The following is a 5,013-nucleotide window of genomic DNA, read 5'->3' as shown; positions in this document are numbered from 1 at the left end:
GACGGCGCGGACGCCCTGGAGTGCGACGTACGGCTGACCGCGGACGGGCACCTGGTCTGCGTCCACGACCGGCGGGTGAACCGTACCTCCAACGGCCGCGGCGCGGTCTCGGCGCTCGAACTGGCCGATCTCGCCGCTCTCGACTTCGGCTCCTGGAAGACGCGCGACGCCTGGCGCGGGCGGGACGAGGAGCCCGACTGGGAGCACCGGCCGGAGGACCGCGAGGAGACCTCCGTGCTCACCCTGGAGCGGCTGCTGGAGCTGGTCGCGGACGCCGGGCGGCGGGTGGAGCTGGCCATCGAGACCAAGCACCCCACACGCTGGGCGGGCCAGGTCGAGGAGCGGCTGCTGACGCTGCTGAAGCGATTCGGCCTGGACGCGCCGGCCTCCGCCGCCGAGTCGCCGGTGCGGATCATGAGCTTCTCGGCGCGTTCGCTGCACCGCGTGCGGGCGGCGGCGCCGACGCTGCCGACGGTCTATCTGATGCAGTTCGTCTCGCCCCGGCTGCGCGACGGCCGGCTGCCCGCGGGCGTGCAGGTGGCGGGCCCCTCGATCCGCATCGTGCGCAGCCACCCCGCCTACGTGCAGCGCCTGAAGCGGTCCGGCCACCAGGTCCACGTGTGGACGGTGAACGAGCCCGAGGACGTCGACCTCTGTGTCGAGCTGGGCGTCGACGCCATCATCACCAACCGCCCGCGCGCGGTGCTGCGCCGGCTCGGCCGCTGAACCGACCGGACCGCCGCCCGCCGAATCCGGCCATACCGGCCCCTGTCGGGCACAGCTCGGCACGATGCGTCACGGGGAGTGCTCCGGCGCGTTCGCTGCGTGTGCGGCCGTGTCGAATGCGTCACCGGAAGAGGATTGGCCGGTTTCCGGTACAGGCCAAGGGGGCATCCACACCGTGGCGTGGGGCGAAGGAGGTCTCGGGGGTGGCGTTGGTGGTGGCACAGGAGGTGCCCACGTCGTCGAGCATGGCCGTACCCCATGGCCCTGCGGGCGTGGGCAAGGCGCGGCACCGGATGCGGGCGCAGCTGCGCAGCGGTGGCGTATCGGAATCGGTCATCGACGATGCCGTACTGATCCTTTCCGAACTTTTGAGCAACGCGTGCAAACACGGGCGGCCCCTGGGGGACGCGCCGGCCGGGGACGGGGACGTCCGCGCCGCCTGGCGGGTCGACGCGCGCGGGCGGCTCATCGTGGAGGTCACGGACGGCGGCGGCCCGACCCGCCCGGCGCCGGCCACTCCGTCGGTGACCGCGCACGGCGGTCGCGGGCTGAACATCATCACGGCCCTCGCCGACGACTGGGGCGTGCGGGACGACGTCCAGGGCGAGGTGACGGTCTGGGTGGTGGTCCACGCGGATGTCCACGATCCCGACGCCGGGTGCCGCCGCGACGCGTTCGCTACGCGCGTCACGCCCCCCGCGCTGCCGGACCTGGCCGCCGCGGGCCTTCCGCTGGCCGACCTGCCGGAGCTGACCGCTCCGGGCGGGCCGCTGCCCAAGCTGTCCGAGCTGCCGGAGCTGTCGGAGCTGCCCGGCCTGCCCGGCCTGCCCGGGCTGGGATTCGCGGACGCGTTCGAGGACCTGGACTGAACCGGGGCGGCCGGCGGGGCGGCCCGTCCGTCCGCCGCCCCCCGTTCACACCGCCGGCGTCGAGCGCCCGTGCGTTGTCCACAGGTTCCCGTCGGCCAGGGCACGAACGGCTAGGCTCCCGCCGTACGAGAAGCGCCGTAACCGGGAGACACCCACCATGGCCAAGAAGCGACCCCAGACGAAGGCCAAGCCGCAGCCGATCGACGGGGAGATCCCGGTCGTCGGCGCCCGCGAACCCTGCCCCTGCGGCAGCGGCCGGCGCTACAAGGCCTGTCACGGCCGGGCCGCCGCGCACGCCGCGACCGAGCTGGTGCAGCGCCCGTTCGAAGGGCTGCCCGGCGAGTGCGACTGGGTGGCGCTGCGGGAGCTGGTCCCGGCGGCGACGGCCGGGCTGACCCTGAAGGACGGTCTGCCCGAGGGCGTCCCGTCGGTCACCCTGGCCACCGTGCTGCCGATGGCCTGGCCCGCGCTGCGCCGCGACGACGGCTCGGTCCTGATCGGCCTGCAGAACGACACGGCGTCCGGCGACATCAGCCGCGACCTCGCCGACACGCTCCGGCGCGCCCTGACGGCCGAGCCCGGCACCCCGGTGCAGGGCCGCCGCGCCCCCGCCGACGGGCCGCGGCTTCAGGACCTGCTCGACCCGGAGGCCGCTTTCGAGCCGGTGGTGCACAGCGGCTTCGAGTTCTGGGTGCCGGACGCGGAGAACGCCACCCCGGAGGTGGCCGCCTCCCTGGAGCGGGCCAACGCCGCCGCCATCCCGACCGTGCGGCTGGCCGGCGTGGACGCGGCGTACTGGTGCGAGACCCCGGAGAAGAACCATCTGCGCTGGGTCATGCCGCACCCGGAGGAGCAGCTTCTGGACGCGCTCGCGCGACTGCACGCGGCGGGCCGGTCCAGCCTCGGCGAGGGCACCCGGCTGGTGGGCTCCTTCCGTGCTCACGGGCTCACCGTGCCGGTCTGGGACCTGCCGAGCGGGGTCTCCGCCGAGGACGTGGAGAAGCCGGCCGCCGAATTCGCCGAGCGCCTCGCCGCCGCCCTCGCCGTGCGGGAGCCGCTCACTCCGGAGGAGCGCCGGGCACGCGGCGGACTGACCAACCGGCAGGTCACGCTCAGCTGACGTCCCGGGCGGGCGGGTCACGGCTGACCGGTCGGTCAGCCGTGACCCCAGTCCCCGCAAGGGGTGACTCCTGTCACAACTCCCCGTTTCGACAGGGAAATCGGTGTCCGAATAGCCAACCCGGAATTTGCGAACCGCCGATCTCTTGTTACCGTTCCAGTAGCCCGGTTGCTGGTGCATCCCCCGTCGCCAGCAACCGGGTCTTTCCATGTCCGCGTCCGGCTCCGGCGCCGCCCGGTGCCAACTCCCCCGGCGGCCTCAGGAGTTGCTGCCGGAGCGGAGCAGCAGCGCCCCGTCGGCGCCGCGCTCGGCGAACTCGGTGACGGCCGTGTAGGCGTCCGGCCCGCCCCGGCTGCGCTCGCGCGGGGTCTCGCAGGTGGCGGGCTCGTCGTCGGCCCCGGTGGTGCAGCGCATCTGCACGGTCCGGCCGCCCGGCCCCATCAGGCTCAGCACGGAGTCCAGCGACGCGCCGGTGGCGTTGCGGTAGTAGGTGCGCGCCCAGGTGTCCTCGCCCTGCGTCAGCACACAGGTCTGCGCCTCGATGCCGTCGGGCGAGGTGAGTTCGGGACCGCAACGGACGGCGGTGGCGAGCCCCTGGCCGAGCAGGAAGGGGGAGCGGCGGACGGTGTCCGGACGGTCGTCGGCGGCATCGCGCGCGGCGGCGGGCGCGGCGGCCCGGCCGGCGTCACCCACCTGCCCGGCGGACGCCACGGTCAGCGGCAGGGCGACCACCGCCGCCACGACGCCCGTGAGGCCGAGCAGCCGCAGCCGTCGGGGATCCCGCCCGCCGCGGCGCGGCTGTGGGGCTCGGTGGCCGCCGGAGTGGCGCCCGGAATGACGCAGCATGTGCGGAAGCGTACGAGCGAGCGGGGCTCCGCGGCCCCGCCCGCGCCCGACACCCCTACAACTCGGGCGCGCTCACACCCGTACGAGTGAGGGCGTCGACCACGGCGTCCACCACGGCCTCCACATCGGGCACCCAGGGCGAGGCGGAGCCGGGCAGCGGGGCCCGCTCCCAGCGGACGGCGCCCTGGCCGGTCTCGGACGGGGGCAGGGCGAGATAGCCGCCCTCGCCGTGGAAGCGCAGCGAGCCGGGGACGAAGTCCTTGGCGTACAGCAGCTCGCCGAGCTGCTCCATGGAGTACGGCTGCACGAGCAGCGCCCAGCGGGTCGGCGCGGCGATCACCGGGCCGAGCCGCATGCCGCGCCGGTCGAGCAGGGCGAGCGCGCGGGAGGCGGCGAGCGCCGGCAGGCTGACCGCGCAGGGCGCCTTGCCCCCGGTGGCCAGGACGATCGGGGCGCTCGGCCGGTTGGTCCACCACCAGCGCACCATGCGCTCGTCGGTGGTCGCCGCGAGCAGGCCGGGGTCGAAGGGGTGCGCCCCGGGCACCGTGCACTCCGGATCGGGGCAGGCGCAGCGGGCCCGCCCCTGCGGGTCCGGTGCCACACCGGGCAGTACCGGCCACTGCCATTCCGTCGCGAAGGTCAGGGCCGCGCCGATCAGCTCAGGCCTCCCGTCGTCCCGCCTGGACAGAAGCCTGCGTCGCCTTCCGAGGATCTCGCGCATGAGCGCTCGTTCCTTTCCGTTGCACCGCTGGCAACACCGTGGGCCACATCACACCATGTGTCGATCACTTCACTGGGCGTACCTATTGGCGCATCACACCCCTGCGCACGCATGGGGAACCCCAAGGGGTCGAGCGTTGGCCGCGTCCGCGTCCATAGTGCGTCTATCAAAAGCACGGCTGCGGCGTGGGGTGGCGAAGTCTGGCGTTTTGCCGTCGCGCGTATTTCTCTCCGCCTCCGCCACGGGAGGATGGGGCTCGGCCGTCGGTGGCTATGACGCCCGGGTCCGTCGCCAGGTTCCGGGTGGCCCCCAACCACCCCTGGCCTTCTCCGAGTACGTACCCATCACGACCGCTGTGACGCTCCGTGGAGCAAGGCCAGTCGACCGCAATGAGCCGATACCTGAGGCAGTTTTCAGCCAACTTGACAGTAAGGCAAGGGGTTCGGGAGAAACCCTCTCCTGCCTCATGGACACCAGGAATCCCCGCAGGACAATGCTGGACATCCCCTCACGAGTGCGTGTACATGTGGAGACACTGCTAGCGGCGCAGAATGACATGGGGGTTTGCGATGCTTTTGAGCAATACGCACCGGTCTGAAGGCCGGACGCCATGAACGCCCCGCACCCTCCGAAAGTGGCCGGAATCGATCCCACACTTCCCACACCGGCCCACACTGTCGCGCCCGCATCCCCCGCCTCAGGCGCCGCCGCCGTCCCGGCTCCCCACGCCC

Annotated in this window: 4 protein-coding genes and 2 pseudogenes; 4 read left to right on the top strand and 2 right to left on the bottom strand. The window is 73.4% G+C overall.

The genetic code is table 11. The features are described 5' to 3' along the window. The 3 genes and pseudogenes from CCN44_RS21035 to CCN44_RS21025 form a co-directional block, all read left to right on the top strand. The coding region (locus tag CCN44_RS21035; protein ID WP_086698562.1) for a glycerophosphodiester phosphodiesterase family protein at positions 1-726 on the top strand (726 nt) is incomplete at its 5' end. Positions 727-842: 116 nt separating this feature from the next. After that, positions 843-1,466: pseudogene (locus CCN44_RS21030) on the top strand (ATP-binding protein); the annotation flags it as partial. Between the two features lie 286 nt (positions 1,467-1,752). Beyond that, entirely contained in the window at positions 1,753-2,715 is a 963-nt protein-coding gene (locus CCN44_RS21025) for a DUF5926 family protein (protein WP_059249964.1), read from the top strand. 258 nt (positions 2,716-2,973) lie between these two features. Here the strand turns inward: CCN44_RS21025 and CCN44_RS21020 are convergent, their stop codons facing one another. Continuing rightward, positions 2,974-3,561, bottom strand: a complete 588-nt coding sequence (locus CCN44_RS21020) for a hypothetical protein (protein WP_272935079.1) — start codon at positions 3,559-3,561, stop codon at positions 2,974-2,976. A 55-nt stretch (positions 3,562-3,616) separates the two neighbouring features. Next, positions 3,617-4,282 carry a bifunctional DNA primase/polymerase gene (locus CCN44_RS21015; protein ID WP_059249965.1) on the bottom strand — a complete coding sequence of 222 codons (666 nt, stop codon included), beginning with the start codon at positions 4,280-4,282 and terminating at the stop codon, positions 3,617-3,619. Between the two features lie 493 nt (positions 4,283-4,775). On the opposite strand from CCN44_RS21015, the pseudogene CCN44_RS46345 reads away from it, so the two are divergent. Further along, positions 4,776-5,013 (top strand): annotated as a pseudogene (locus CCN44_RS46345) (phosphatase); the annotation flags it as partial.

Origin of the sequence: Streptomyces tricolor (assembly GCF_002155905.1) — a bacterium.
In the GTDB taxonomy this organism is placed as follows: Bacteria; Actinomycetota; Actinomycetes; order Streptomycetales; family Streptomycetaceae; genus Streptomyces; species Streptomyces tricolor.
This window is presented reverse-complemented; position numbering and strand designations above follow the sequence as displayed.